The organism is Maribacter sp. C-4077 (genome assembly GCF_055378385.1).
The window spans coordinates 2,557,641-2,584,026 of sequence record NZ_AP038807.1; the positions used below are offsets into that span (position 1 = coordinate 2,557,641).

The following is a 26,386-nucleotide window of genomic DNA, read 5'->3' on the forward strand; positions in this document are numbered from 1 at the left end:
CAAGTTACTATTAGGTAGTACTAAGAATTGATGGTTAAGAATGGATTTGAAAATGCGTATGTCGAATAATTCGTCCATTAAACAAATAAATTGGAGAATCAATCGTTAATTAAGCAATTTGAGGTCAATGTTCCCAAAATTAATTTACAAAACTACTATTATGGCTGAAAAACTAGTTATTGTCTCGGATATGTGGGGCACCAAAAAGGGCCTTTGGATCACTTCATATTTAGGATATCTACAACAATATTTTGATATCACTTTTTATGATAGCCAACAACTTGCGAATATTGATTTGCCAGTACAGACCGAGCAGAACATCCATGATGCTTTTGTAAATGGAGGTATCGATACCGCGGTAGCCCATCTTCTGAAAAAGGAAACTTCACCTTGCTATTACCTAGCGTTCAGCACAGGAGGTACCATTGTTTGGAATGCCGCAAAAAAAGGTCTACCGGTAAAGTCGCTTTATGCGATTTCCCCAACAAGAATAAGGTTACAGGACGAAAAGCCTTTGGTTTCCCTAAATCTCATATATGGGGAAAGGGATACCAATAGGCCCGATGATATTTGGGCCAACAAGTTAGATGTGGACATGGATATCGTTCCAAATTACGGACACACACTTTATACCGATGAAAAAATAATTAGGAAAGTCTGTTTATCCTTGTTGAACGAAGTCACTTCGATAAACATCCCGGAAAAGATTGAAAAGAAAAAGGCGGTTTAAGAAACCGCCTTTAATTTTTTAACTGTTTCGTAGGACAGTTTTTGTTCTGCATAAGGCTTAGTAACCTTGAACTCCCTTTCGTCCGTACTGGGCATTTCAAACATGGCGTCCGTAAAGATAGCTTCGCAGAGAGATCTCAAACCTCTAGCGCCCAGTTTGTATTCAATCGCTTTGTCCACTATATAATCCAGGGCCTGCTCCGTTATGGTAAACGAGATGTTGTCCATAGCGAACAGTTTTTCATACTGCTTTATAATGGCATTTTTGGGTTCCGTTAATATGGCCCTCAATGTTTTTTTGTCCAGCGGATTCATATGCGTAAGCACGGGAAGCCTACCAATGATTTCCGGAATCAATCCAAATTCCTTAAGATCCTTTGGGATGATATATTGGAGGATATTGGATTCGTCCAGATTCTCCTCTGCCTTGGAAGCACTGTAACCAACCGCTTGTAGGTTCAAGCGTTTTGTGATGGCCCTTTCAATGCCATCAAAAGCACCTCCGGCGACGAACAAGATATTTTCCGTATTTACCTCGATAAATTTTTGGTCCGGATGTTTCCTTCCACCTTTGGGTGGAACGTTTACGGTAGTACCTTCCAACAATTTCAGCAGTCCTTGTTGAACACCCTCTCCAGATACGTCCCTCGTAATGGAAGGGTTGTCGCTTTTACGGGCAATTTTGTCAATTTCATCGATAAAAACGATGCCACGTTCTGCCTTTTCCAGATTGTAGTCCGCGGCCTGTAACAAGCGGGTCAGGATACTTTCTACATCTTCCCCAACATACCCTGCTTCGGTCAATACCGTAGCATCCACAATGGCCAGGGGAACATTGAGCATTTTTGCAATGGTTTTTGCCATAAGGGTTTTTCCGGTTCCCGTTTGGCCTACCATGATAATATTACTTTTCTGTATCTCTACATCGTCCTCCTTGGAAGCTGGTTGCAATAGTCTTTTGTAGTGATTGTAAACAGCGACCGACATGACCTTTTTTGTGCGTTCCTGACCGATAATGAAGGTGTCCAAAAAGTCCTTTATTTCCTGAGGCTTTTTGAGCGTAAGTTCAGATGATAGGTCGTTGGTTTTGGTTTGTCTTGTTTCCTCTGCAACGATTCCATGGGCCTGCTCGATACATCTATCACAAATATGGGCATCCAGGCCGGCTATCAATAAATTGGTTTCCGGCTTTTTCCTTCCACAAAACGAGCATTCTAAGTTTTCCTTTGCCATATAAAAGATAATCTGACCAAAAACTTAACGAATATTATTGGTTTTTGGTTCACTAAAAAAATAAAATTCTAGCTTGTTGGACGAAATTATTCTTTGTCCCTTACTAAAATCTCGTCAATCATACCATATTCAAGGGCAACATCGGCTTTCATCCAATAATCCCGATCACTGTCCTCATGGATTTTTTCTATGGGCTGACCTGAGTGTTTGGAAATTATTTGGTAGAGTTCCTCCTTCAATTTAAGGATTTCACGAGCGGTAATTTCAATGTCGCTTGCCTGCCCTTGTGCGCCACCCATGGGTTGGTGGATCATAACCCTTGAATGGGACAAACCACTGCGTTTTCCCTTTTGGCCCGCACACAATAATACGGCTCCCATGGAGGCCGCCATCCCTGTACAAATGGTGGCTACGTCCGGCTTTATGAATTGCATGGTGTCATAGATGCCAAGACCGGCATAGACACTGCCGCCGGGCGAATTGATATATATCTGTATGTCCTTGGAGGCGTCCGCACTTTCCAAAAACAATAGTTGTGCTTGAACTATGTTGGCCACTTGGTCATTGATACCTGTTCCCAAAAAGATGATTCTATCCATCATCAAACGGGAGAAAACATCCATGGCAATGGCATTGAGCTGTCTTTCCTCGATTATGTTGGGGGTCATGTTTACAGGGTACATGCTGCTCATTATCTTGTCATAATACATACTGCTGATACCCTGATCCTTTATGGCGTAATTCTTGAACTCTTTTCCGTAATCCATAAACTCTTAATCGATTATTAGTAGTAAAAAAAGGTGCCGAAAAATAATTTTCCGGCACCGTAAAGATACTCAATTTATTGTTCGGATATTACCCGTAAACCTCTTTCACAAAGTTTTCATAGGTAACTTCTTTTGTCTTTAGGTTTCCTTTCTCCTTGTACAAGTTCAATAATTTTTGGCTCATAAGCTGTTCTGACAAACGCTTTACTTCATCCTGATTGCCCAAAACCCTTACTGCAATGGCATCCAATTCTTCCTCCTTTGGGTTCATTTGTCCAAATTGCGCCATTTGAGATTTGATGAATCCCTTCGCAAACTCCTTCAATTCATCAAATTGGACCTGAAGGTTGTTGTCCTTGATTATTTTACCCTCGATCAATTGGTAACGTAATCCCTTTTCGGATTTCTCATATTCCTCGCTGGCCTCCTCAGGGGTCAATTCCTTATCCCCCGTCATTTGTATCCATTTCGTCAAAAACCCTGTAGGAAGCTCAAACTTGGTATTTTCTATAAAGTACTCAGTTACGTCGTTGAGTAACTTTTGATCCGCTTGCTGTTCAAATTGCTTTTCGGAATCCTCGGCGATACGCTCTCTTAGTTCCTTTTCGGACTTCACGTTGTCTTTTCCGAAAAGTTTATCAAAAAGCTCTTGGTTTAATTCCGCGGGCTGCCGTTCGTTTATTTCTGTAATGGTGAAGGAAACCTCTGTGTCAAAATTATCGGCCTTATCCCTACCGATGCCCAAAGCACTGGATAGAAAATAATCCTCTTTAAAGAGTCCCTTGGTCTTCAAGGAAACGGTATCACCAACTTTCTTCCCAACCAAGCTTTCGATGGCTTTTTTGCTTTTGAGCTTGTCCATTTCCAGAAGTGACTGGTTGTCTATGCCCTCGGCCTCGTTTTCGAACTTTCCTGAAACCTCGTCATTTTTACCAACTTCCTCTTTGCTCACAAGTTTTCCGTACTGTTTCTGGATACGCTCCACCTGTTCGGAAATCATTTTCTTATCGGCCACGATTTTATAATGGGTTATGGCCTTTTTCGTTTTTAAAGGAACTTCAAAATCCGGGGCCAAACCCAATTCAAACTCAAAATCCAATTCTTCCTGGTCCCAATCAAAATCGTCTTTTTGTTTTGGTAAAGGATTTCCAAGAACATCCAATTTTTCCTCCGTAAGGTATTTGTTCAAATTGTCTTGAAGCAATTTGTTCACCTCGTCTACCAATACGGCTTTTCCATATTGCTTCTTGATAAGGCCCATAGGTACCTGGCCCTTTCTAAAACCCGGAATATTGGCCTGTTTTTTATAATTTTTTAGGATAGTGTCCACCTTGTCTTGATAGTCCTCCTTGGTGATAGCGACTTTAACTACGGCGTTCAGGTCGTCTATCTGTTCTTTTGTAATGTTCATTCCTTCAGTATCTTCTTAATTACTTAAATAAAACGGGAGGCAAAATTAGGCTATTTTCTTCTGTTGACCAAGTTTTTAAAGTCTTGAATCTCAAATAATAACTACTCTTTGTCTTCTTTTAACAGGGAAAACAAAATGGATTGTAAAAAAGAAAGCAGGAGACTGAACAAAAGGGCCCACCAGATACCGTCCACATTGAATCCTGCTATTAAATTATCGGCCAAAAGAATTATCAGGGCGTTTATAATAAGTAGGAACAACCCGAAAGTAACTATGGTAACGGGTAGGGTAAGGATGACCAAAATGGGTTTGACCAAAAAGTTCAAAAGGCTCAGAACTATGGCAACGATTATGGCAGTACCATACGAATCTACCGATACATGGGGCAGGAAATTGGCCAATAGGATTACCGCCAAGGCACTTAACAAAATACGCAATACAAGTTTCATATCAATCGGGTTTAGGTTGTTATTAAAGATAAAAAAATAATGCGATAGGATCAGATATCCAAGCGACGGTTGGATTGCCCTTATTTTAGAAAGTTATATGATTTTTCAAAGAATTGATCCGGGTTTTCTGCATGTAGCCAATGTCCCGCATTGTCGATTACCGCAATTTGCGCTTTGGGAAAATGCCTTTTGATTTGTTCTGTATCGGCATTGGAGACGTATTCAGATTTGCTTCCTTTTAGGAAAAGTGCAGGTCCGTTATAACTTTCAGAACTGGAAATGTTCTCCCCGATCTCTTCCATCCGCTCGCTAAGTACGGCCAGGTTCATTCTAAACCCAAAGGTATTGTCCGCCGTTCTGTATAGGTTTTTCAGCAAAAACTGCCGCACACTAAAACTCTTCAGGTATTTTTTAAGTTGGTCGTCCGCATCGCTTCTTGTAGTTATGTTTTTTAAATCCAAATGGTTCAATGCATTGATAATATCCTGATGATGGGGCGGGTAAAACCTGGGCGCAATATCCGCAACCAATAATTTTTCCGTTTTCTTCGGATAGGTACAAGCGAATTGCATCACCGTTTTACCACCCATGGAATGTCCTATCAGGGCGGACTTTTCAATGTTTTTATCGTCTAGGTAGTGCAATAGGTCCTCGGCCAAGAGGTCATAGTTGAACTCTTGCGACCAAAAACTTCTACCATGGTTTCTCTGGTCTATCAAGTGGACCTCAAAACCATTTTCGGCATAGAGATTCCCAAGGGTCTTCCAATTATCGGACATGCCCAAAAACCCGTGCAGGATACAAAGTGGTTTGCCGGAACCTAGGATGTTGGAATGTAAAATTGGATTCATTTCAATTTGTTTATGTACATGTTCACCACGTTTTCCAATCCCAGGTAAATGGATTCGCAGATCAAGGCATGGCCAATGGAAACTTCCAACAAACTGGGAATGTTCTGTCCAAAATATTGAATGTTGTCCAAGCTGAGGTCATGGCCCGCATTGATGCCAAGTTCCAGTTCGTTGGCCTTTTTTGCGGCTTCCACAAACGGTAAGATGGCTCGCTCCCTATCCGTTGCATAGCCCGTTGCATAGCTTTCCGTATAAAGTTCTATTCGATCCGTGCCAGTTTCCTTCGCGCCTGCCACCAGGTTTGGGTCCGGGTCCACAAAGATGGAGGTTCGTATACCCGCATTTTTGAACTCCGCAATCACTTCTTTCAAAAAGGACCTATGTTTTAGAGTGTCCCAACCGGCATTGGAAGTTATGGCATCCTCCGCATCGGGTACTAAGGTTACCTGATCCGGTTTTATCGCTAGCACAAGATCTATGAATTTCGGGTTCGGGTTTCCTTCTATGTTAAACTCGGTAGTAACGATATCCTTCAAGTCCCTTGCATCCTGGTAACGAATATGGCGCTCGTCCGGTCTGGGATGGATGGTGATTCCATGGGCGCCGAATCGTTCAATATCCGCAGCAACTTTCAGCAAATTGGGCACATTTCCACCGCGGGCGTTTCGCAAGGTGGCAATTTTGTTCACATTGACACTTAGTTTCGTCATATTGTCGATAATATACTATAAGGAGCCCAAAAATACGAATAAGGCACGCCTTTTGATATTATTAATTGTTATTTTGCGTTATAATTTCGGCTATGCATATTCAACAACATATAATTTCCAACTTACCGGTTTTCGATGTCCAGACTACGTGTGGTGAACTTATGGAGTTCTTTAAGCAAAACACGTTTTCCCATATAGCGGTCATGGAAGAGGACCGATTTTTAGGTGTGTTTTCCGAAAATGACATGGATGTTGTTTCGGACGATTCCAAGATTGATGAATACCGCTATGATCTGGAAACGTTTTTTGTAAGGAACGAAACGAGCTGGTTGGATGTGCTGGAAGTATTTGCCCGAAACGAGGCGAATCTGGTCCCTATTTTGGACGAGGTGGAAAAAGTGGTGGGCTATTATGACCTTACCGATATCGTCACTGAATTTATAGACACGCCCTTCTTTACGGATCCGGGTAATATATTGGTGGTCGCCACCGGCATCAAGGACTACTCCTTCAGTGAGATTTCCCAGATAGTTGAGAGTAACAATGCCCGACTCATTGGCGGTTTTATTACGGATATGCAAAATGACGTGGTACAGGTAACCATCAAAATAAGCACTGCCAACTTTGACAAGGTCCTACAAACGTTTAGACGCTATAACTACCAAATAATCTTTGGCAATAGCGACGATCAATTTTTGGAAGATTTGAAAAACAGGTCGGACTATTTGGACAAGTACCTAAACGTCTAGTATGAAGGTTGCGGTTTATGGTCAAATATACCAGGACAATGCCATTGAATATTTGGAGGAGCTTTTGGACGAAATTGCAAAGGACGCTTCTTCAGAGGTCTACATAGAAGAAGAATTCTACCATTTATACAAATCGAAAAATGCGGAAGCATCCTTTTCCACCTTCACGGCCTTAAAAGGTCTGGACACTTCATTTGATATGTTCGTAAGTTTTGGCGGCGATGGTACCATCCTTCGCGCCACGACCTTTGTCAAGGATCTTGGAATTCCCATTGTTGGTGTCAATACGGGTCGGTTAGGGTTTTTGTCCACCTTTAAGAAGGAAGATGTACGAAAAGTGGTTCGGGAATTTTTAAAGGGCGACTACACGATCGTGGAAAGAAGCCTGGTTCAGATACATGCCGATGCTTTGGATGTTGAGTTTGGGGAATTGAATTTTGCATTGAACGAAATAACGGTAAGCAGAAAGGATACCACCTCCATGATTACCGTGGAGACCTTTCTGAACAATGAATATTTAACCTCCTATTGGGCGGACGGACTCATTATTTCCACCCCCACGGGTTCTACGGGTTACTCGCTGAGCTGTGGAGGTCCTGTCATGGTGCCAACCGCCAAATCCTTGGTCTTAACGCCCATTGCTCCCCATAACCTCAATGCAAGGCCTTTGGTGATTTCGGATGATACGGAAATTAGGTTGCGGGTTTCAGGTCGTGAGGAAAACCACTTGGTTTCCTTGGATTCCCGTATAGCCTCCCTTGAAAATGGCAACGAAATTACAATCACCAAGGCCCCTTTTACAATCCGAATGATAGAATACAATTCTGAAAGCTTCCTGAAGACCCTTCGGAACAAATTATTATGGGGCGAGGACCGGAGAAATTGAACTTTCCCTTGAACAATATTTACCGTTAAAATCTGTTTACCTTGTGAGAACGCCCTTTGGGCCAAAACTTCGATTATGTTAACTAAATACCCCTGTAAACGATTCTTTATATGATACGTAGCATGGTACTGTTTACTTTTTTAATGGCATCAATGGGTCTTAATGCCCAGATGTACGAAGTGGGTGTTTTTGCCGGAGGGGCCAATATGATCGGGGATGTTGGAAGGACCAATTATATTCTTCCGTCAGATTTGGCATTTGGGGGCGTGTTTAAATGGAATATTAGCAAAAGATATGCCTGGAGAGGCAGTCTTACTTATGGGAAATTCACTGCGGACGATACAAAGTCCAGCGATACTTCAAGGCAACAGAGGGGCTATGTGGTAGATAATGCCATTTTAGAAGGTTCCGCGGGGCTGGAATTTAATTTTGTGGATTATAATTTGCACAAGTTGGGGCCGGCTTTTACCCCTTACCTATATACGGGAGTGACCTATTTTAGGTACGATTACAGCTATTTCAACGGTGGGGTTTTACAGGATTTATCACAGTCCGATGGCTCTTTTGCAATACCAATGACCGTAGGTTTTAAGTATCGTATCAACCAGTTTCTTATTTTTGGTGCGGAAATTGGTGCCAGATATACTTTTACCGATAATCTGGACGCCAGTAATCCAGAAGGTTCCAATTTTGAGGAGTTCGCTTTTGGAAATATTTTCAGCGATGATTGGTACGTTTTCTCTGGGGTGACCTTGACCTACACCTTTGGAAGAAAACCCTGCCAGGATTGCTTTCAATAAATGACAATGGAAAGTAAAATAGACGATATTGATTCACATAATTTACCACGTCACATGGCCATCATCATGGATGGTAATGGTAGATGGGCCAAAGAGCGGGGAAAATTAAGAGTTTTTGGTCATGAAAACGGGGTAAAGACCGTTCGGTCTACGGTAGAAAATTGCGTAAAGCTTGGGATAGAGTTTCTTACTTTGTATACGTTTTCAACTGAAAATTGGAACAGGCCCAAAATTGAAGTGGATACGTTAATGCGCCTATTAGTTTCTTCCTTGCGTAAGGAGTTGACAACTTTTTCGGAAAACAATATTCGTTTGAATACCATCGGGAATATTTCGGCCTTGCCCGATAAGGCCCGTTTGGAACTTTTGGAGGTCATTAAAAAGACCGAGCACCACACTGGTATGACGCTGACATTGGCACTGAGTTATGGTTCCAGGGAAGAGCTACAATCCGCCATAAAATCGATAGCATCCAAAGTTAAAAATAATATAATTTCACCCGAAAATATTGACGAAACCATTATTAATGACCATCTTTACACGCAAAATTTGCCAGACGTAGACTTGCTAATCCGAACGAGTGGAGAACATCGGATCAGCAATTTTTTATTATGGCAGATCGCATACGCCGAATTATATTTTATTGATGTATTTTGGCCCGATTTTAATGAGCATCATTTGGTAGAGGCCATAAAAAATTACCAGAACAGAGAACGAAGATTTGGAAAAACTAGCGAACAACTCATTTAGAGATATGACCAGGTTCATATCCGTGAACCACTTACTGACCACCCTACTCCTTTTTATCTTAACAAACGTCTTCTCACAGGACCTCTCCTATGAAAATGGGCAAACATATATTTTAGGCGGTTTGGAGGTGACCGGATTAGAAAGTTACAACGAACAGACCGTAAAGACCTACACGGGGCTTCGGGTGGGTCAGCCAATTACGGTTCCAGGGGAGCAAATCAGTGAAGTTATCAATAAACTCTGGGGATTGGAGCTTTTTACATCCATAGATTTTTTCATAACCAATATTGAGGACAACAATATCTTCCTTGAACTTCAGATTATCGAGCGTCCCACTTTGACGGATGTGACCTTTAATGGCGTCAAACCTCGTAAAGTTGACGAACTCAGAAACGATACGGACCTAAAAAAAGGGAAAAAGATTACAGAGAGTTTGATTTCCAACACAAAAAACTATCTCACCAATAAATATAAAAAGCAGGGTTATCTTAATACCAGGGTCAACATCATTACCGCCGTAGATACGTCCGAAACGAATGCCCGAAAAATGGTGGTGAATGTCAACAAGGGCGATAAGGTAAAAATTAAGGAAATTGTTTTTGAAGGCAACGAGGAGCTCTCCGATAAAAAATTGAGAAAGGCCTTAAAAAGCACAAAACGTAAGCGATTTGGGAGGTTTTGGAAAAAATCGAAGTATATCAAAGATGATTATGAGGAAGATTTGGATTTGTTGGTGGATAAATATGCCGAAAATGGATTCCGTGATGCCAGGGTAATTTCCGATACGCTTGAAAAAGTAGATGAGAACAACATTCTTTTAAAAATCAAGGTAGAGGAAGGAAACAAGTATTATTTTGGGGATATCGACTTCGTAGGCAATACCGTATACACCGATCGTCAATTACATCAGGTGTTGGGAATCAAGAAAGGCGCAACCTACAATGGAGTGTTGTTACGGGAACGTATTGCGGACAATAGTAAACCGGAACCGTACGATGTAACTAGTTTGTACCAAAATAATGGATACTTGTTTTCCACGATAAATCCGGTAGAGGTTTCGGCAGCGAACGACACTATCAATTTTGAAATTAGGATTATTGAAGGAAAGGAGACCTTTCTGGACCATGTGACCGTATCAGGAAACGATAAGACGAATGATCATGTAATCTACAGGGAATTACGTACACGCCCAGGACAAAAATATAATAAGTCGGACATCATTAGAAGTATCCGTGAATTGGGCCAACTGGGCTTTTTTGATGCGGAACAGATCAAACCCGATGTCCTGAATGCTAACCCAAATGAAGGTACCGTAGATTTGGCGTGGAGCTTGGTGGAGTCCGGTTCCAGTCAAATTGAATTGCAAGGAGGCTATGGTGGAGGAGGTTTTATAGGAACCTTGGGATTGTCTTTCAATAATTTTTCGATTCAGAACTTGTTCAAAGGAGAGGCGTATAAGCCTGTTCCCATGGGCGACGGGCAAACGTTTGCCCTGCGATTACAGGCCAGCCGGACCTTTAGGGTGTATAGCTTGAACTTCGCAGAACCTTGGATGGGAGGAAAGAAGCCGGTTCGATTTAATTTGAACGTTTCAAGAACACAACAGTTTGCCGCCTCTTTTACAAATAGGGGAATCGATGTAAACAAAGATCAGCAATTCTCGATTACAGGTGTAAGTCTTGGTTTGGCCAAAAGGGTGCAATGGCCAGATGATTTCTTTACCATTTCACATTCCTTGGGATACCAGTTGTACGACTTTAGAAACTACAATATTGGTCTATTCAATTTTGGGAACGGGAAAGCCAATTCCATTGCCTATACCATAGGAATCAATCGAAACGCTATGGAAGGTGGCCGTATATTTCCAAGAGGGGGGTCCAATTTTGAGATTACAGCGAAATTCACACCACCCTATTCTCTTTTTAGTAACAAGGATTTTGGAGCTTTGAAACAACGGAGCACAGAACTTACTGAGAAACGATTTACGACCCAAGAAGGACTTACTGCTGCTGAGGCAACAGAATTGGAAGAAATAGATCAAGAGCGTTTCAGGTTATTGGAGTATTATAAAATCAAATTCAAAGGAGATTGGTATACTACCCTGTTGGGTAGTGCGGACAAATCCTTGGTGTTGCGTACCAATGCGGAATTCGGGTTTTTGGGAAATTACAACAGCGATACGGGAGATGTTCCTTTTGAACGTTTTTTCGTTGGTGGTGACGGTCTCAACAACTTCACATTGGATGGACGGGACATTGTTCAGCTTAGGGGGTACGAAAATCAATCCTTGACTCCGATTGATCCTGTCACAAGGCAACAGGAGGGTGGATTGATCTATAATAAGTTCTCCATGGAGTTACGATATCCGCTTACCTTAAAACCTTCGGCATCCATTTACGGACTTACCTTTTTGGAAGCAGGTAATTCCTTCAACAATTTTCAGCAGTTTAATCCGTTTCAATTAAAACGATCGGCCGGTGTGGGGCTTCGCATCTTTATGCCAGCGTTTGGTTTATTGGGGATTGATTTTGGCTATGGGTTCGATGAGGACTTAAGGCCGCAATCCATAGGCAATGGTCCAAGCGGATGGCAAACGCACTTCATAATTGGTCAGCAGTTCTAGATTTAAATTGGAATTATAGAATCGGTCTTTATGCTAATCCTTTCATTTTAAAAGTTTTAGTAATTTTGGCACGATATTTTCTATTAGATTAAACGATATCAATAATGAAGTCAAAAACAAAAGTTCTTTTATTTCTTGTGACCGTTCTTATGGGTTTGGTTTCCATGGCCCAAAGAGGTGTTCGAATCGCCTATGTGGACATGGAATACATACTTGAAAATGTGGAGGAATACCGTGATGCCAGTGCCCAGTTGGATACCAAAGTCCAAAAATGGAAAGTGGAAATCGAGCAAAAGCAAAGTGTGGTGGAACAAATGAAGAAGGATTTAATGGCCGAAAAGGTATTGCTGACTCCTGAACTCATTGAGGAACGCGAGGAAGAAATCCAGATCTTGGAGAAAGAGATGATCGAATACCAACAGGACCGCTTTGGTCCGCAAGGGGACTTGGTGCTCCAAAAACGCCGGTTGATACAGCCAATCCAAGATCAGGTCTTTAATGAGGTTCAAAAATTGGGTGCCAATAAAAAATATGATTTTATTTTTGATAAATCTGCGGATGTTGTAATGTTGTACTCCGAAAAAAGGCACGATATTAGCGATTTGGTTCTCAGGGGTATTGCAAGGACCAGAAAGATAAGCAAGCCGAAGGAAGGTACGGACAGTAGGAGTAGGTTGGAGGCTTTTGAAGGAGAGGATGAAATAGAGGCGGAAGAGGTGGTTTCGGAAGCTTTACAGGAACGAATAGACAGAGCTGCAGAGGCTCAGGCAGCCCGGGAGAAAACCGCTGCTGAAAAACGTGAGGAGCAGCTTAAATTGCGCGAGGAACGAAAGAAGGCCTATGAGGAACGACGAAAAAAATTGTTAGAGGAAAGAGAGGCCAAGAAAAAGGAAAAAGAAGCGGAAAGAAATAACGATAACTCGGGAAACGATCCCAATAATAACTAGAAATCAGAAACCATTAATTAATACTCAAATAAGAATTAAATTTTAACTCATGAAATGAGCCATAACAAGTCTTGATACGTACCGAGATGGTTATTGGCGAATTACATCTAACTTATGAAACACAATAAAAACAAACAGATGAAACAAGTAAAGAAAATTGCGGTTGCCTTAATGTTGTTCGTGGCGGCGACCAGTTTTGTAAATGCGCAGAGTAAAGTAGCTCATATAGATGTTACCCAGTTGCTTTCTGCCATGCCGGAGATGAAAGCTGCCGAGGCGGAACTAAAGAAGTTGCAGGAAACCTATGGTGCGGATATCCAGGCCTCTATGACCGAATTACGAAATAAGTACACCCAATATCAGAACGAAGCAGCTTCCAAATCAAAAGAGGAAAATGAAAAGAGGGCAGTGGAGCTTCAAGGCATGGAAAAAACGGTAGGTGAGTTCCAACAAAATGCACAACAGGAAATCCAAAAGAAACAGGCCGAATTGTTCGCCCCTATCTCTGAAAAGGCTAAAGCAGCCATAGAAAGGGTTGCCGCGGCCCAGGGTATTGATTATGTTATCGATGCACAGCCAGGTGGTGGATTGATCGTAGCTAGTGGTAAAGACCTATTGGCAGACGTGAAAAAGGAATTGGGGATTTAAGACCACCCCATAATAATTTAAAAAGCCATTCTTTACAGAATGGCTTTTTTAGTTGGTCAGCTTGGATTTTATATTCTTCCACCGCAAACGGCGAATGAATTCTCCTTCTTCCGGACTAACCAAAAATGTTTCGCCCCGACTGCTTGCCCGAAAATATCCTTGTAAATTGTCAAAAAGGACTTTTGGTCTTTTTGATTTGACTGCCATTTTAAGGGAGGCGATGAGTGTAATCAAGAGCCCGTAACGCATGATATACATTGCCTGTCCTTGTAACAACCTAGCTTTTCTGTTATAGGATGTTCCGGTGGGCCTGAGGTGTTTTACCTGAAGGCTCTCATCCGTAATTACTTGGAATCCGTGATATTGCGCCAATAATTCGTCCACCGTGTCCCAGCCCATAGCATTTTTTAGGCCGCCAATGGCCTCAAAACAGTTTTTGGAGTAGGACTTGAATGCACCTCTAACATGATTTTTGTCCATCGGGTGGTTCAAATGCCAATTTCCTTGACGGTCCTGTTCGTAGGCGAAACCGCCGGCAATACCTGCTTTTGGGAATTCGGTGAATATCTTGGAAATAGTTTGGAAATAGTGCTTCGGAAGAACGATATCGGCATCAAGTTTTACAATAAAATCAAAATTAGCATCCAACACTTCCATTCCTTTGTTGAAGGCATTGATAACCTTGCTGCCTGGCATATGGCTTTTGTCCGATGTGGTATTCAGCAATTCGATATAAGGTACACTTTGCGCGAAGGCCTCCACAATTTCCGGGGTACTATCGTTGGAATGGTCGTTGACGACCACAACTTTTTTAGGAGGAAGGGTCTGTAATATCACGGATTCCAAGGTCAAGGAAATACATGCTTCCTCATTGTGGGCCGGTATGATTATGTAATACTCCAAGTAAAGGTTTTAACGGCTTTTTTTCCTAGTGGCGTAAACAATATAGTAACGCGGTGTAAACATTCGTAAAATAGGTCTTACACCTAGTTTTTTAACGGGATGGGTCCATTTTTTGGAATCCTGGATTTCCCAGCCCGCTTTCTCCAAAAGCCAATCGAACTGCCAATCCTCAAATTCGTGATAATGCCGGTCCCATGGGTCGGTTTTACTTCGATAGGCCGGTGAGAACCAGAGTCGGAGTGGAATACTTGCCACCAATGTATCGGCCTTTATTTTTGAAAGCGCGTTCAAAGGGGCCAAAAGGTGTTCAAAAATTTCAAAAGCCGTCACTACCGATGCATCGGAATTGATTATCGACGAAAAATCCAGATCGAGATCTTCACCTTTCGTGTTTTCCACGGTATATCCTTCCCGTTGCATTATTTCCGAAAAAGGATTTTCCACGCCTAGGTCCAAAATGGCCTCATTGGGATCAATGTGCTTTTTCAGAAACTCCAAGGTGTATTGAAACCTTTTATTCGGAAAGGTGTTTTCGTACATATTAAATTTTATATACCAAGGCGTTTATGTTCATTCCGGCACCCACGCTTGCAAAGATAACAACATCGCCTTTTGTCAAGTTATGATTTGAAATTTTTCCTTTTAAGAGAAGATCTAACAGCGTTGGAATGGTTGCCACGGAACTGTTTCCCAATTTTGCAATTGTCATGGGCATACAGTTTTTGGGAACCTCCATGCTATATAGCGCATAAAACCTTGAAATTATCGCCTCGTCCATCTTTTCGTTGGCTTGGTGAATTAGGATTTTTTTTACTCCCTTGATGTCTATTCCACTTTTCTCCAAACAGTCTGCCATTGCTTTGGGAACATGAGTTACGGCAAATTCGTAAATCTTCCTCCCCAACATTTTAATGTACCTCGTTTCTTGTTCCGTCGTACGGTAGCTTTTTCCATAAAACAGGTAATAGGCTTCCTTATTGGTATACGATGCACTATTATGTGATAGGATGCCATTATCTTCATTTGTGGCCTCAATTATAGCGGCTCCGGCACCATCGGCATAGATCATGGAATCCCTGTCATACGGATCAACTATTCTGGAAAGGGTTTCCGCCCCTATGACCAAGCACCTTTTTGCGATTCCACTTTTTATAAATGCGTGTCCCTGAATAACACCCTCTAACCATCCAGGACAACCAAAGAGCATATCATAGGCCACACATTTAGGGTTCTTTATCTGTAATAGATGTTTTACGCGCGATGCCAGGCTGGGCAATGTATCCCCTTGAGAGGTTCCATAAGCAACATCGCCAAAATTATGGGCAAAAATGATGTAATCTAGCTCCTCTCGATTTACGTTTGCATCCAATAATGCATTTTCTGCAGCGAAATGGCCAATGTCTGAGGTGTTCAAACCATTAGTAACATACCTTCTTTCATTTATTCCCGTGATGTCCCTAAATTTTTCAATAATGACATCATTAGTTGCTTGGAAAGGACTTCCGTCACTGTTAAAAAATTCTTGCTGTGAGAATGATTCATTTTTTATTTGGATTTCAGGTATATAACTCCCTGTACCGATAATACTAACGCCCATACACCTTGTTGAATTAATTTTTACAAAAGGTACTTTAAAGCGTAAAGCTTATTATGCATGCATAATAAGCTTTACGATGTTCAGAGTATAATAATCGCTACATCCAGAGGGACAATAGTTTCCTTATACCCTAAAATAGTTCAATATTTACTGGTATTAAGGGGTGCTATTAGGCTTCCGCATATGCCTCTATAGGGGCACAGGTACATATTAAATTACGATCTCCATAGGCATCGTCCACCCTCCGCACCGATGGCCAGAACTTATTGTCGCCCACATAGGGCAAAGGAAATGCCGCTTGTTGTCGTGTGTACGGGAAGGCCCAAGTATCGCTCGTCACCATTTGCAGGGTATGTGGGGCGTTTTTCAAAACATTGTTCGGATTGTCCGCTTGGGCTGCATCGATTTCGGTGCGTATGGAAATCATAGCATCACAAAAACGGTCCAATTCCTCCAAACTCTCACTTTCCGTGGGTTCTATCATCAGGGTGCCGGCCACCGGAAACGAAACAGTAGGAGCGTGGAAACCATAGTCCATGAGTCTTTTCGCAATATCCGTCACCTCAATGCCATGCTGTTTAAAAGGCCTACAATCGATAATCATCTCATGGGCCGCCCTACCTTTTTCGCCGGTATAAAGGACCTCATATTTACCGCTCAACCGATGCTTGATATAGTTGGCATTGAGAATGGCGATTTTGGTGGAATTCGTAAGTCCTTCCTGTCCCAACATTTTGATATATCCGTAGGAAATAAGGCATACGAGAGAACTTCCCCATGGCGCTGCGGATATTGCCGAAATCGCTTTTTCACCGCCAGTTTTTATCACAGGGTTACCCGGCAGAAAAGGAACCAATTGTGGGGCGACACAGATGGGGCCTACTCCCGGACCACCGCCCCCGTGGGGTATGGCGAAAGTTTTGTGCAAATTGAGATGGCAAACATCCGCACCTATGGTAGCGGGATTTGTCAATCCCACCTGTGCGTTCATATTGGCACCGTCCATGTATACCTGGCCACCGTGGTCGTGGATCAGTTTCGTAATTTTTCGTATGGAGGATTCGAACACCCCATGCGTGGAAGGATAGGTAACCATTAAGGCCGAAAGATGATCAGCATGCATTTTTACCTTTTCTTCTAAATCGGCTACGTCGATATTCCCTTTATCGTCCGTTTTGGTCACTACCACCTTCATTCCCGCCATAACGGCCGAAGCGGGATTGGTGCCATGGGCCGAAGCAGGAATCAGGCAAATATTTCGATGTCCTTCACCATTGGCCTCGTGATAGGCCCTAATGACCATTAAACCTGCATATTCACCTTGCGCACCTGAATTCGGTTGTAGAGAAGTACCGGCAAAACCGGTAATAGTTGTTAAATCTTTTGCCAATTCCTTCAATACGATTTGATATCCTTCAGCTTGCTCCACAGGCGCAAAAGGATGGATATTTGCCCAATTGGCATTGCTCAATGGCAACATTTCAGAAGCGGCGTTCAACTTCATGGTGCAGCTGCCCAAGGAAATCATACTGTGGTTCAAGGAAAGGTCCTTACGTTCCAACTTTTTGATATAGCGCATGAGTTCCGTTTCCGAATGGTAACTGTTGAACACCTTATTCTCAAGAAAGGATGTAGTCCTTTGAATATTTTGGTGAATGGCCGATTTTTCCAGTAGCTGCGAAACTTCCTTAGTTTCTTTTTCTATGGCTTCGGAGAAGATACCAATGATTTGGTTCAGGTCATTGATGGAGGTGGCCTCGTTTACGGCGATTACCACCGTATCGGCATTCGGATATAAAAAGTTTACCTCTTCCCGCTCCGCGATGCCACGTATTTCGTTTGCATTCGCCTTTAATTGGATGGTGTCAAAATAGGCACTGTTACTTTGATAATACCCAAGTTTTTCCAAGGCATCCGTTAACGTAACCGCCGTGGTGTGTACTTTTTGAGCGATGTATTTCAAGCCTTTTGGACCGTGATAAACGGCATACATGCCCGCCATTACCGCCAAAAGCACTTGGGCGGTACAGATGTTTGACGTTGCCTTGTCCCTTTTAATATGCTGTTCCCTGGTCTGTAAGGCCATTCTCAAGGCGGGCCTATCGTCCCTGTCTTTGGTCACACCAATGATCCTTCCGGGAATGTTTCTTTTATATTCCTCCTTGGTCGCAAAAAAGGCGGCATGCGGACCACCATAACCCAGAGGAATCCCGAATCTTTGGGAGGTACCTACAATCACGTCCACCCCAAATTCACCGGGAGGGGTCAGAAGGACCAAACTAAGGATGTCCGCGGCAACCGCTATTTTGATATCCTTTTCCTTGGCTTTTAAAACGAATGCCTTATAATCATGTACCTGACCATATTTCCCAGGATACTGTAGCAAAGCACCGTAGAAGGAATCCTCAAACCCAAATTCCTCATGATTACCAAAGACCAATTCTATGCCCAGTGGATTGGCCCTGGTTTCCAATAAAGCCATTGTCTGGGGCAATACTTCCTCCGAAACAAAGAATTTTACAACCTCGTTCTTTTTCTGTTCCCTGGTCCTGACCTCAAAAAGCATGGTCATGGCCTCCGCGGCAGCGGTACTTTCATCCAGAAGGGAGGCATTTGCCAGTTCCATTCCGGTGAGATCGGAAATAACCGTTTGAAAATTCAAAAGGGCTTCCAACCGGCCTTGGGCAATTTCCGCTTGGTAGGGCGTATAGGCCGTATACCAACCCGGATTTTCCAAAATATTTCGTTTGATTACTGACGGAGTCAAGCTCTCGTGGTATCCCAAACCAATGTAGGAGCGAAATACCTTGTTCTTTTTGGAAAGTTCCTCCAAATGGGCCAAGAATTTATGTTCGCTCATTGGGGCTGCAAGATCCAATGGATTTTTTAGTCTGATATCATCGGGTATAGTTTCATATATCAGCTGATCTATACTCTCAACAGCGATCGTTTTAAGCATATGGTCCAAGTCTTCCTCTCGTATTCCAATATGGCGGGATGCAAACACGTCAGTCTTCATGATTTGAATAAATTAGTCGTGCAAAATTAGGCATTAATTACGTCAAAAAATACCCGTAGAATAGCTTCTTGGGGAAAGTTTTTAACCATAAACCAGGGTTATAAACAGTTTGGGTACATTTGTTTCATGGGGATGTTTAAGCGCCTGTTCAATTTCTATATAAATGCAAGTATCCATGTAGCTTTTGGGGTGTTTGCATTGACCCATGTTACAATAAAAACTTTCGGTTTTATAGGGGACGATCATTTGGCCTGGTTTCTATTTTTTGGCACCATCGTGTGTTACAACTTTATAAAATACGGGGTTGAGGCCAAAAAATATATCATAGTGGCAAATCCCTATCAAAAAAACATTCAGATCGTAAGTTTTTTGGCCGCACTAATTGGGAGTTACCACGCCTATTTTCTAAAGAGGGATATTTGGTTGGGCATACTTGTTCTGGTGCTATTAACCGGACTTTATGCCATCCCCGTATTGCCAAATGCAAGAAACCTCCGAAATTTAGGGGGTCTAAAATTATTTTTGGTAGCCTTGGTCTGGGCCGGGGCAACCGTTGTCCTTCCAACCTTAGGTTCGTTGCACACTGTTACTTGGGATATTTGGGTGGAAACTGCCCAGCGGTTTTTTTTCGTTTTGGCCTTGTTAATTCCCTTTGAAATCAGGGATCTTAGGTATGATGATCCAGCACTAAGGACACTTCCGCAGCGGTTTGGTGTTTGGCGGACAAAAATGATCGGGGTGCTTTTTGTGTTGTTGTTCTACGTGTTTACCTTTTTCAAGGACGATGTGTTGGAGGTGGAAATCATCGTCAAGACCTTACTTTTCTTTGGTCTTATTGTCTTGATGTTTTCGTTCGGTAAAAATCAGGGTAGGTATTTTGCTTCTTTTTGGGTAGAGGCAATCCCTATAGCGTGGTACTTTCTTTGGGTGCTTTGCCTTTGTTGGTGCTAGCCCTGTCTTCTGATAGTTTCCTTCATTTTTTCCTTTTCAGTCTCGGAAAGGGAACGAAGATTTGCCTTGCTGCAAAGGGAAGTCAGTTTGGTGTTCTGCTTTGCGTAAGCGGCACAGACCTTGCAATAGATAAGATGGAATTTTAATTTAAGCCTTTCCAAAAAGGTAGCCTCATTGTATTGAGCCTTTGTACAAATATCCGCCGCTTTTTCACACGAAATCATGCGTTGAACCATTTTTGATTTAAACATTGCATTAAGGCCGTTCTGGCTCTATGAATCATTACCCACAGGTTAGACGGGTTTATTCCCAATTCATTACAGATTTCTTCCGTAGAAATTCCTTGGATAGTCTTCATCGTAAATACCTGTAATTGTTTATGTGGCAACCTGTCTATACAAAGCTGAAGAGCAAGGCCCAGTTCCTCGTTTTCAATGGAGTCGCTTCCCAAGTTACCGTTTGGGTCCGCTACTTTTTCTTCCAGCCAATCCCCTTCGGTCTCATCAGGGTAACCCAAACTCATGCGCACTTCGGCCTTACCCTTTTTGGAATTGGATTTGCGGTAGTAGTCTATGACCTTCCGTTTTAGGATGGCTATTAACCATGTTCTTTCGGCGGCATCGCCCTTGTAGTTTTTTGCCGATTTCAATCCGGCCAAAAAAGTTTCGGAGACCAAATCCTTGGCGACTTCTACATCGCTCACTTTACCAATGGCATAGTTGAATAGGTAATCGGCATACTGGTCTACCCAGGAATTCGGATTTAGTTGGTTCTCTGCCATCGTTGATTCTTGTCGTAAAAATAAAGGAATTTTCCTTTTTGGTTTCACATTTTAGGTATGTCCTATTCAATATTTTCATTTAAAATGGAATTTAATGTATTTTCGAAGTACATAAATTAAGGTGTGTTACCAGTTGAAAAAATATAAAAATACCGTCATGAAGTATCCAGTAATTCTGTTGCTTTCCTTTCTTCTAAACCTATCCTGTGCCCAAACACAGACGCCTTCCTCAAAACCTATTAACAGTATAACTGCGGATGAAATGAAAAACGTGGTCCTGTTGGATGTACGCACTCCCGAGGAGTATGCCCAGGGCCATCTTGACAACTCCTTAAACATAAACTGGTTCGATGCCGATTTTGCCCAGCAAGTGGAAGGAATCGACAAGGACGAGACCATTTATGTGTATTGTAAAGTGGGGGGTAGGAGTGCCAAGGCACAAGAGAAATTAAAATCCTTGGGATACAAAAATGTAGTGAATCTTGAGGGTGGCTATGATGCTTGGTCCTTTAAACACCCCAGATAGGATTGGATTTTATACTTCCCGCCCAATTTGTTTCCATCAATTTATAGTTACTTGGAAACCGATAATTCATCAAATTATTTTGATAAATATATCAAATTTGCCAAATAATTTTGTATCTCATCCTCTGCCATTCCAGCTGGAAAATCTTTATCGTAGGCAAATTGAATAATTGACTTTTCATCTTCCAGAAAGTCGTTTTCCAAGGCGATACTGGAGCAAAGGAAACTTTTTTCCGTATCACATTTATCGGAATGTCCAAATCCTAGCACATGGCCCAATTCATGTTTGAAAAGGACTCCTGCGGGGTTGGAGATCCACAACCTGGCATTGCTCAAAACCCCAACATTGTTGGAGGTCATTGCATACCCTGAATAGGTGCCTCCATCAATGATGGCGAACATATCCGGCCAAAGGGCTTCCACTTCGGAGGTTTGTCCAAAAAAAAGGTGAGCATTGGACTCGTCCATGGTATCTACCAAGGAAACGCTAAAGTCACTATTCTCAAAGATTTCATTGTATTCTGCCAATGCGGCATCCACATTGTTCCGGAATTCATTGCTCAGTGTTCCGTCAAGATACAGATTGATGGGTTCGTTCCATCGGCTCGATACTTCCAGAGGAGCACCGTGGGTTGGGGCTTTCCATAGGGTGAGGTACTGAAAATAAGTGATAAATTCCTGTTCCTCCGTGGTCAATAATGCATATTCGTCAATATTGTTTATGGTGAGATCAAAGGACTGCTCCACGATGGAATTTCCATCAAAGACGGATATCGTAAATGGAAGACTCTGAAATTCTTCAAAATCCAACACCGTTCCATTTGATAGTGTTATCTCGCCCGTAGTTTCGTTGATTTCTAGGCCATTTTGGGATTCCATGGTGAAAGTTAGTGTATCCCCATCCGCGTCCGAAGCAGATACGGTCCCAATGGAAGTCCCGGCAGGGGCATGTTCGTCTATTCTGTAGGATTTTAATGTAATGGTAGGCGAACTGTTTCCGTTTTCTTCTGTATTTCCGGAAGAATCCTTGCTACAGGAAGCCAATAAAAATAAAGAAATAAAAAAACTAAGCTTTTTCATCTGTGACAGACGGTTTGTGGTTTAGGTCCACAAAGTAGTATCATCTTTCTGCACATAAAATTTTATGTGGTCAACCGTTTTGAAAATGTTGTGTGGAGTGACTTTTTAAAAATGTTACGAATTTCTCTTCCAAAAAATGGCTATAGTAATCCGGCCCTTTCCAAGAGCGCCTCCACTTTGGGTTCCGCACCTCTAAAACGTTTGTAAAGTACCATCGGGTTTTCCGTGCCACCTTTTGACAGCACATGTTCCTTGAACCTAGAGGCCACTTCCTTATTGAATATCCCTTGTTCCTTAAAGTAGGCGAAGGCATCGGCGTCCAGGACTTCGGCCCATTTATAACTATAATACCCGGAAGAGTATCCTCCTTGAAAAATATGTGAGAACGAGGTGCTCATGCAAGTTTCGGGGGTGTCAGGATATAATTTAGTGCCCTCAAAAGCTTCGTCCTCATGTTTTTTTATATTAATAATTTGGGAAGGGTCTATGCCGTGCCATGACATATCCAACAGTCCAAAACTTAATTGTCTAAGTGTTTGCATACCTTCCTGAAACGTGGCAGATTCCTTTATTTTGGTGATGAGTTCCATGGGGATTATCTCCCCGGTTTCATAATGCTTGGCAAATAGCTCGAGGGCTTCCTGCTCATAACACCAATTTTCCATCACCTGACTAGGCAGTTCCACAAAATCCCAATACACGGACGTTCCTGAAAGGCTTGGGTATTTGGTGTCCGCCAACATGCCGTGCAGCCCGTGTCCAAATTCATGGAACAGCGTCGTCACCTCATTGAATGTAAGCAGGGAGGGCTTGCTTTTGGTCGAAGGGGTAAAATTGCACACATTGCTTATATGTGGACGCACGTTTTCACCATTTCTTTTCCATTGGGATTTAAAGGATGTCATCCATGCACCTCCGCGTTTTCCGGGTCTTGGATGGAAGTCGGCATAAAAGAGCGATATAAAATTACCGTCCCCGTCATACACCCTGTATGTTTTTACGTCCTCATGATATTTGTCGATGTCCGTTACCTCTTCAAAATTAAGGTCGAACAGTTTTTCGGCCACCTTGAAAACCCCATCGATAACATTTTCCAGTTTGAAATAGGGTTTTAGTTTTTCATCGTCCAAATCGAACAACTTTTGTTTCAGCTTTTCGGAATAATAACTGCCATCCCATTTTTCAAGTACCTCAATGCCATCCAGATTTTTGGCAAAATCCGCCAATTGCTTGAACTCCCTTTCTGCGGCGGGTTTGGCCTTTTCTAGGATTTCGTTTAGAAAATCATATACTTTTTGGGGACTTTCCGCCATACGTTCCTCGAGCACAAAATGTGCATGGGTTTTATAGCCCAACAATTGAGCCCTTTCAAAACGCAGATTGGCAATTTTGAGCACGTTTTCCTGATTGTCCAACGCGTCATTATGAAACCCTTTGCTGCCAAAGGCTATGGAAAGTTCCTTTCGCAATTCCCTATTTTTGGCATATTTCATAAATGGGATGTAACTGGGATAATCCAGGGTGACCATCCAGCCGTTATCCTTTCCCTTGGCCATTGCCAATTGTGCGGCAGCTTCCTTTTCACCTTCGGGCAGCCCATCCAAGTCTTCCTCGTCCGTAAGATATAGTTGGTATTTGTTGGTTTCGGCAAGGACATTCTCACCAAATTTTAGCGTAAGCTTGGAAAGCTCGGCATCTATCTGTCGCAATCGCTTTTTCTTATCTTCTGGTAGATTGGCCCCGTTGCGGCTGAAATTTTTATATTTTTTTTCCAACAAGGTTTTTTGTTCCACATCCAGACCTAATATGTCCTTTTTTCCGTAGACCTCTTTAATTCTTTTGAACAAGGCTTCGTTGAGGGTAATGTCATTGCTGAACTCCGAAAGCAAGGGCGAAACCTCTTGGGCGATTTTTTGGATATCATCGTTCGTCTCAGCGGAATTGAGATTGAAAAAAACACTGGAAATCCGGTCCAATTGTTGACCCGCAAATTCCAAGGCCTCAATGGTGTTTTCAAACGTTGGCTCCTCTGTGTTGCCCGTAATCGCATCTATTTCGGCCTTTGCATCCTTAATTGCCTGTAAAAAGGCGGGTTTAAAATGTTCGGTCTTTATTTTGGAAAAAGGTGCGGTGTCAAATGGTTGGAGTAGGGGATTGTTTTTTTCTGTTTGGGATTGCGACATGATGGTAAGCTATTTTTTCTTGAGTTAAGAGTTAAGAGTTTGAATAAGTTATTTTATCATTTATCATTGTTCACTGTCCACTATCCACTGTTCACTTTTCATTGTTCACTTTTCACTTTTCATTGCGAACCGACTTAGCCCCCTCAATCACTTTTTGTTTCAAACCTTCTTTGTAAAAGATGATTTTGTCCAGAACACACTTATCCGAACTGCCTATAATTTGGGCGGCGAGTATTCCTGCATTTTTGGCCCCGTTCAGTGCTACGGTGGCCACAGGAACGCCTCCTGGCATCTGTAGAATGGACAAAACGGAATCCCACCCATCTATGGAGTTACTGCTTTTAACAGGCACTCCAATAACAGGTAACGGCGACATGGATGCTACCATACCCGGTAAATGTGCAGCCCCTCCGGCGCCAGCGATAATTACAGAATATCCGTTTTTATGGGCGTTTTTACTAAAGTCGAACAGTTTTTCAGGAGTTCTGTGGGCCGATACAATATCCACATCCACCTCTATGTCAAAACCTTTTAAAATGTCTATGGCATCCTGCATTACGGGTAGGTCGCTGGTGCTGCCCATTACTACGGCTACTTTACTCATAACTTATTTACTTATTACTTTGATTTTTTCCTTTACCTCCTGTGCTACATGTCTTGCTCGGGTCATATTTTCATCGACAATGGTCACATGGCCCATTTTTCTGAAAGGTCTTGTTTGTTTTTTTCCGTAAATGTGCGGTGTCACCCCTTCTAGCTTTAAAATTTCCTCCATGTTTTCGTATACCACATCGCCAGTATACCCTTCTGCACCCACTAGATTGACCATGATTCCAGCCACTTTACTTTCCGTAGCACCCAAGGGTAGGTCCAAGATACAGCGAATGTGCTGTTCAAACTGGTTGGTATAACTAGCTTCAATACTGTAATGCCCACTATTATGGGGCCTTGGGGCCACTTCGTTCACCAATATTTGATCGTCTTGGGTCTGGAACATCTCAACGGCCAATAGACCCGTCAAGCCAATTTTTTCAGCTACCTTTAAGGCAAGTTCCCTAGCCTTGGCGGCTACTTTATCGTCAATCCTGGCGGGACAGATAACATACTCCACTTGGTTCGCTTCCGGATGAAATTCCATTTCCACAACAGGGTATGTCTTTATGTCCCCGCTGTTATTCCGCGCCACGATGACCGCCAGTTCGTTCTTAAACGGAATCATGGTTTCTGCGATGCATTCGCCTTTGGGTAGGCCTTCCAAATCAGATAGTGTCCTGACCACTTTTACCCCTTGGCCGTCATAGCCAAATTGTGCTGCCTTCCATACAAAAGGCAGTTTCAATCCACCGTTTTGGACACTGTCCTCAATTTCGCTCAAATAGGCAAAGCGCTGAAATTCAGCCGTTGGGATTTCATGGTCCACATAAAAAAGTTTTTGCTTGGCTTTGTTTTGAATGATACGCAGGGCCCTTGGTTGTGGAAACACCTTTAGCCCCTCTTTTTCCAATCGCTCCAAAGCGTCCAGATTTACATTTTCAATTTCTATGGTAAGTACATCCAGACCTTGGCCAAAATCATAGACCGTGTCGTAATCAAGTAGATCGCCTTGTACAAATTGGTTGCAGGAAATATTGCAGGGAGCTTCGGGGGAAGCGTCCAATACCTTGGTCCAAACATCCCACTTGCGGGTTTCGTAGAGCATCATTTTGCCCAATTGGCCTCCGCCAAGAATACCTAGTTTAAAATCGGAAGAAAAATAGTTCATATCGAAGGCAAAAATACGGTTAAATCTTAGAA

26 protein-coding genes are annotated in these 26,386 nt (G+C 42.5%); 10 read left to right on the top strand and 16 right to left on the bottom strand.

What is annotated here, in order from left to right:
• The first annotated feature begins 160 nt into the window (after positions 1–160).
• A complete protein-coding gene (locus ACZ41C_RS10905) occupies positions 161–730 on the top strand; it encodes a hypothetical protein (RefSeq protein WP_464561377.1) in 570 nt (189 codons plus the stop codon).
• On the opposite strand, the gene clpX is transcribed toward ACZ41C_RS10905, so the two are convergent.
• The 6 genes from clpX to ACZ41C_RS10935 all read right to left on the bottom strand — a co-directional run bounded on the left by clpX (position 727) and on the right by ACZ41C_RS10935 (position 6,150).
• A complete protein-coding gene (gene clpX, locus ACZ41C_RS10910) occupies positions 727–1,962 on the bottom strand; it encodes an ATP-dependent Clp protease ATP-binding subunit ClpX (RefSeq protein WP_138259059.1) in 1,236 nt (411 codons plus the stop codon). The genes ACZ41C_RS10905 and clpX overlap by 4 nt on opposite strands.
• Before the next feature lie 86 nt (positions 1,963–2,048).
• The gene (clpP, locus tag ACZ41C_RS10915; RefSeq protein ID WP_138259060.1) at positions 2,049–2,729 is read right to left on the bottom strand and encodes an ATP-dependent Clp endopeptidase proteolytic subunit ClpP; all 681 of its coding nucleotides are present in this window, start codon (positions 2,727–2,729) and stop codon (positions 2,049–2,051) included.
• Positions 2,730–2,817: 88 nt separating this feature from the next.
• Positions 2,818–4,140 (bottom strand): trigger factor, encoded by a 1,323-nt coding sequence (gene tig / locus ACZ41C_RS10920; protein ID WP_464561379.1) that lies wholly within the window; start codon positions 4,138–4,140, stop codon positions 2,818–2,820.
• Between the two features lie 101 nt (positions 4,141–4,241).
• On the bottom strand, positions 4,242–4,589 hold the full coding sequence (locus tag ACZ41C_RS10925; RefSeq protein ID WP_138259062.1) for a phage holin family protein: 348 nt from the start codon (positions 4,587–4,589) through the stop codon (positions 4,242–4,244).
• 80 nt (positions 4,590–4,669) lie between these two features.
• A complete protein-coding gene (locus ACZ41C_RS10930) occupies positions 4,670–5,440 on the bottom strand; it encodes an alpha/beta fold hydrolase (protein ID WP_464561381.1) in 771 nt (256 codons plus the stop codon).
• The gene (locus ACZ41C_RS10935) at positions 5,437–6,150 is read right to left on the bottom strand and encodes a pyridoxine 5'-phosphate synthase (protein ID WP_154917067.1); all 714 of its coding nucleotides are present in this window, start codon (positions 6,148–6,150) and stop codon (positions 5,437–5,439) included. Before ACZ41C_RS10935 ends, ACZ41C_RS10930 begins: the two co-directional genes overlap by 4 nt.
• 92 nt (positions 6,151–6,242) lie before the next feature.
• On the opposite strand from ACZ41C_RS10935, the gene ACZ41C_RS10940 reads away from it, so the two are divergent.
• The 7 genes from ACZ41C_RS10940 to ACZ41C_RS10970 all read left to right on the top strand — a co-directional run bounded on the left by ACZ41C_RS10940 (position 6,243) and on the right by ACZ41C_RS10970 (position 13,553).
• Positions 6,243–6,899, top strand: a complete 657-nt coding sequence (locus tag ACZ41C_RS10940; protein WP_464561383.1) for a CBS domain-containing protein — start codon at positions 6,243–6,245, stop codon at positions 6,897–6,899.
• A gap of 1 nt (position 6,900) precedes the next feature.
• Positions 6,901–7,785, top strand: coding sequence for an NAD kinase (locus tag ACZ41C_RS10945; RefSeq protein WP_464561385.1), 885 nt, complete (start codon positions 6,901–6,903; stop codon positions 7,783–7,785).
• A 110-nt stretch (positions 7,786–7,895) separates the two neighbouring features.
• Positions 7,896–8,585 carry a type IX secretion system protein PorG gene (porG, locus tag ACZ41C_RS10950; RefSeq protein ID WP_464561387.1) on the top strand — a complete coding sequence of 230 codons (690 nt, stop codon included), beginning with the start codon at positions 7,896–7,898 and terminating at the stop codon, positions 8,583–8,585.
• Between the two features lie 6 nt (positions 8,586–8,591).
• Positions 8,592–9,335, top strand: coding sequence for an isoprenyl transferase (locus ACZ41C_RS10955; RefSeq protein WP_464561389.1), 744 nt, complete (start codon positions 8,592–8,594; stop codon positions 9,333–9,335).
• 4 nt (positions 9,336–9,339) lie between these two features.
• Positions 9,340–11,958, top strand: a complete 2,619-nt coding sequence (bamA, locus tag ACZ41C_RS10960) for an outer membrane protein assembly factor BamA (RefSeq protein ID WP_464561391.1) — start codon at positions 9,340–9,342, stop codon at positions 11,956–11,958.
• Positions 11,959–12,062: 104 nt separating this feature from the next.
• Positions 12,063–12,905, top strand: a complete 843-nt coding sequence (locus tag ACZ41C_RS10965) for an OmpH/Skp family outer membrane protein (protein WP_138259070.1) — start codon at positions 12,063–12,065, stop codon at positions 12,903–12,905.
• Between the two features lie 138 nt (positions 12,906–13,043).
• On the top strand, positions 13,044–13,553 hold the full coding sequence (locus ACZ41C_RS10970; protein ID WP_125221169.1) for an OmpH/Skp family outer membrane protein: 510 nt from the start codon (positions 13,044–13,046) through the stop codon (positions 13,551–13,553).
• Between the two features lie 48 nt (positions 13,554–13,601).
• On the opposite strand, the gene ACZ41C_RS10975 is transcribed toward ACZ41C_RS10970, so the two are convergent.
• The 4 genes from ACZ41C_RS10975 to gcvP form a co-directional block, all read right to left on the bottom strand.
• Complete coding sequence (locus tag ACZ41C_RS10975) at positions 13,602–14,456, bottom strand: glycosyltransferase family 2 protein (RefSeq protein WP_464561393.1); 855 nt, start codon at positions 14,454–14,456, stop codon at positions 13,602–13,604.
• A 9-nt stretch (positions 14,457–14,465) separates the two neighbouring features.
• Positions 14,466–14,996: a methyltransferase gene (locus tag ACZ41C_RS10980; RefSeq protein ID WP_464561395.1), complete on the bottom strand. Its 531-nt coding sequence runs from the start codon at positions 14,994–14,996 to the stop codon at positions 14,466–14,468.
• Between the two features lies 1 nt (position 14,997).
• Positions 14,998–16,053, bottom strand: a complete 1,056-nt coding sequence (locus ACZ41C_RS10985) for a 3-oxoacyl-ACP synthase III family protein (protein ID WP_464561397.1) — start codon at positions 16,051–16,053, stop codon at positions 14,998–15,000.
• A gap of 169 nt (positions 16,054–16,222) precedes the next feature.
• Complete coding sequence (gene gcvP / locus ACZ41C_RS10990) at positions 16,223–19,072, bottom strand: aminomethyl-transferring glycine dehydrogenase (protein ID WP_464561399.1); 2,850 nt, start codon at positions 19,070–19,072, stop codon at positions 16,223–16,225.
• Positions 19,073–19,198: 126 nt separating this feature from the next.
• On the opposite strand from gcvP, the gene ACZ41C_RS10995 reads away from it, so the two are divergent.
• Complete coding sequence (locus tag ACZ41C_RS10995; protein WP_464561401.1) at positions 19,199–20,023, top strand: UbiA prenyltransferase family protein; 825 nt, start codon at positions 19,199–19,201, stop codon at positions 20,021–20,023.
• On the opposite strand, the gene ACZ41C_RS11000 is transcribed toward ACZ41C_RS10995, so the two are convergent.
• Together ACZ41C_RS11000 and ACZ41C_RS11005 are read right to left on the bottom strand one after the other, a co-directional pair.
• On the bottom strand, positions 20,020–20,247 hold the full coding sequence (locus tag ACZ41C_RS11000) for a hypothetical protein (protein ID WP_154917055.1): 228 nt from the start codon (positions 20,245–20,247) through the stop codon (positions 20,020–20,022). The two genes, ACZ41C_RS10995 and ACZ41C_RS11000, sit on opposite strands and share 4 nt — an antisense overlap.
• Positions 20,244–20,804: a sigma-70 family RNA polymerase sigma factor gene (locus tag ACZ41C_RS11005; RefSeq protein ID WP_464561403.1), complete on the bottom strand. Its 561-nt coding sequence runs from the start codon at positions 20,802–20,804 to the stop codon at positions 20,244–20,246. Before ACZ41C_RS11005 ends, ACZ41C_RS11000 begins: the two co-directional genes overlap by 4 nt.
• Before the next feature lie 157 nt (positions 20,805–20,961).
• On the opposite strand from ACZ41C_RS11005, the gene ACZ41C_RS11010 reads away from it, so the two are divergent.
• The gene (locus ACZ41C_RS11010) at positions 20,962–21,330 is read left to right on the top strand and encodes a rhodanese-like domain-containing protein (RefSeq protein ID WP_154917053.1); all 369 of its coding nucleotides are present in this window, start codon (positions 20,962–20,964) and stop codon (positions 21,328–21,330) included.
• A 74-nt stretch (positions 21,331–21,404) separates the two neighbouring features.
• Here ACZ41C_RS11010 and ACZ41C_RS11015 read toward each other — a convergent pair whose 3' ends face one another.
• From ACZ41C_RS11015 to ACZ41C_RS11030, 4 genes are all read right to left on the bottom strand, one after another.
• On the bottom strand, positions 21,405–22,409 hold the full coding sequence (locus ACZ41C_RS11015) for a hypothetical protein (protein ID WP_464561405.1): 1,005 nt from the start codon (positions 22,407–22,409) through the stop codon (positions 21,405–21,407).
• A gap of 140 nt (positions 22,410–22,549) precedes the next feature.
• Complete coding sequence (locus tag ACZ41C_RS11020) at positions 22,550–24,592, bottom strand: M3 family metallopeptidase (protein ID WP_464561407.1); 2,043 nt, start codon at positions 24,590–24,592, stop codon at positions 22,550–22,552.
• A 112-nt stretch (positions 24,593–24,704) separates the two neighbouring features.
• Positions 24,705–25,196, bottom strand: a complete 492-nt coding sequence (gene purE / locus ACZ41C_RS11025; protein ID WP_138259080.1) for a 5-(carboxyamino)imidazole ribonucleotide mutase — start codon at positions 25,194–25,196, stop codon at positions 24,705–24,707.
• 3 nt (positions 25,197–25,199) lie between these two features.
• Positions 25,200–26,354, bottom strand: a complete 1,155-nt coding sequence (locus ACZ41C_RS11030) for a 5-(carboxyamino)imidazole ribonucleotide synthase (RefSeq protein WP_154918473.1) — start codon at positions 26,352–26,354, stop codon at positions 25,200–25,202.
• Positions 26,355–26,386 lie beyond the last annotated feature (32 nt).

Coding starts and splice junctions, on each gene's coding strand:
- ACZ41C_RS10905 (WP_464561377.1), top strand. CDS start 161: ATGGCTGAAAAACTAGTTATTGTCTCGGATATGTGGGGCACCAAAAAG.
- clpX (WP_138259059.1), bottom strand. CDS start 1,962: ATGGCAAAGGAAAACTTAGAATGCTCGTTTTGTGGAAGGAAAAAGCCG.
- clpP (WP_138259060.1), bottom strand. CDS start 2,729: ATGGATTACGGAAAAGAGTTCAAGAATTACGCCATAAAGGATCAGGGT.
- tig (WP_464561379.1), bottom strand. CDS start 4,140: ATGAACATTACAAAAGAACAGATAGACGACCTGAACGCCGTAGTTAAA.
- ACZ41C_RS10925 (WP_138259062.1), bottom strand. CDS start 4,589: ATGAAACTTGTATTGCGTATTTTGTTAAGTGCCTTGGCGGTAATCCTA.
- ACZ41C_RS10930 (WP_464561381.1), bottom strand. CDS start 5,440: ATGAATCCAATTTTACATTCCAACATCCTAGGTTCCGGCAAACCACTT.
- ACZ41C_RS10935 (WP_154917067.1), bottom strand. CDS start 6,150: ATGACGAAACTAAGTGTCAATGTGAACAAAATTGCCACCTTGCGAAAC.
- ACZ41C_RS10940 (WP_464561383.1), top strand. CDS start 6,243: ATGCATATTCAACAACATATAATTTCCAACTTACCGGTTTTCGATGTC.
- ACZ41C_RS10945 (WP_464561385.1), top strand. CDS start 6,901: ATGAAGGTTGCGGTTTATGGTCAAATATACCAGGACAATGCCATTGAA.
- porG (WP_464561387.1), top strand. CDS start 7,896: ATGATACGTAGCATGGTACTGTTTACTTTTTTAATGGCATCAATGGGT.
- ACZ41C_RS10955 (WP_464561389.1), top strand. CDS start 8,592: ATGGAAAGTAAAATAGACGATATTGATTCACATAATTTACCACGTCAC.
- bamA (WP_464561391.1), top strand. CDS start 9,340: ATGACCAGGTTCATATCCGTGAACCACTTACTGACCACCCTACTCCTT.
- ACZ41C_RS10965 (WP_138259070.1), top strand. CDS start 12,063: ATGAAGTCAAAAACAAAAGTTCTTTTATTTCTTGTGACCGTTCTTATG.
- ACZ41C_RS10970 (WP_125221169.1), top strand. CDS start 13,044: ATGAAACAAGTAAAGAAAATTGCGGTTGCCTTAATGTTGTTCGTGGCG.
- ACZ41C_RS10980 (WP_464561395.1), bottom strand. CDS start 14,996: ATGTACGAAAACACCTTTCCGAATAAAAGGTTTCAATACACCTTGGAG.
- ACZ41C_RS10985 (WP_464561397.1), bottom strand. CDS start 16,053: ATGGGCGTTAGTATTATCGGTACAGGGAGTTATATACCTGAAATCCAA.
- gcvP (WP_464561399.1), bottom strand. CDS start 19,072: ATGAAGACTGACGTGTTTGCATCCCGCCATATTGGAATACGAGAGGAA.
- ACZ41C_RS10995 (WP_464561401.1), top strand. CDS start 19,199: ATGGGGATGTTTAAGCGCCTGTTCAATTTCTATATAAATGCAAGTATC.
- ACZ41C_RS11000 (WP_154917055.1), bottom strand. CDS start 20,247: ATGATTTCGTGTGAAAAAGCGGCGGATATTTGTACAAAGGCTCAATAC.
- ACZ41C_RS11005 (WP_464561403.1), bottom strand. CDS start 20,804: ATGGCAGAGAACCAACTAAATCCGAATTCCTGGGTAGACCAGTATGCC.
- ACZ41C_RS11010 (WP_154917053.1), top strand. CDS start 20,962: ATGAAGTATCCAGTAATTCTGTTGCTTTCCTTTCTTCTAAACCTATCC.
- ACZ41C_RS11015 (WP_464561405.1), bottom strand. CDS start 22,409: ATGAAAAAGCTTAGTTTTTTTATTTCTTTATTTTTATTGGCTTCCTGT.
- ACZ41C_RS11020 (WP_464561407.1), bottom strand. CDS start 24,592: ATGTCGCAATCCCAAACAGAAAAAAACAATCCCCTACTCCAACCATTT.
- purE (WP_138259080.1), bottom strand. CDS start 25,196: ATGAGTAAAGTAGCCGTAGTAATGGGCAGCACCAGCGACCTACCCGTA.
- ACZ41C_RS11030 (WP_154918473.1), bottom strand. CDS start 26,354: ATGAACTATTTTTCTTCCGATTTTAAACTAGGTATTCTTGGCGGAGGC.